The sequence below is a fragment of the Moorella sp. E306M genome (assembly GCF_006538385.1).
GTDB lineage: Bacteria > Bacillota > DSM-521 > Neomoorellales > Neomoorellaceae > Neomoorella.
In genome coordinates this window covers 1-513 of record NZ_BJKO01000005.1, presented here as the reverse complement: position 1 = coordinate 513, position 513 = coordinate 1, and the positions used below count along the sequence as shown (strand labels likewise).

General features: G+C 56.3%; 1 protein-coding gene. It reads right to left on the bottom strand.

Translation table 11 applies throughout. The features are described 5' to 3' along the window. On the bottom strand, positions 1 to 513 hold a 513-nt coding region (locus tag FLZ89_RS15470), incomplete at both ends, for a transposase (RefSeq protein ID WP_141305365.1).

Genomic DNA, 513 nt, shown 5'->3' with positions numbered 1-513 from the left:
GTTCTTCGATTTTCTCCAGGGTGATGCCGTGCCGCTTGAGTTTATATTCCAGGAGATCCCGTAGCCGGCCGAAGGTCCACTGGCTCATCCGCTGGTTGTGATGCCGCCCGCAGTCCTGTTCCCTTACTCCCTGGGGGTCGCCGATGTAGACCTTCTTAACCCCGCGTTCCAAGCACCAGGCTGCCGCCATTTTCGTGACGGCATGTTCGGTATGGGATATTTGAGCTCCAATCCAATTCAAAAACCGGTACTTGGATTGAAGGAGTTTTTTGCGGCAGTTAGAGCCTTTTTGGGTCCGGGAAATGGCCTTCTGGAACTTTCTCAAAGTCTTATTCCGCAGGCGATGCAACGACCGCAGATGCCTGCCGCTGATGACCAGTGCTTCTCGGCCGTCGGTCAGGGTTAAGGCATGGACTTCGCCCGGGTCTACGGCTGCCACGGCATCCCCCTGTACTTTCTCCAGGGCGGGTTTGACTACCGCTATATGCAGCCAGTAGCCGTTGCGGTGCCAGA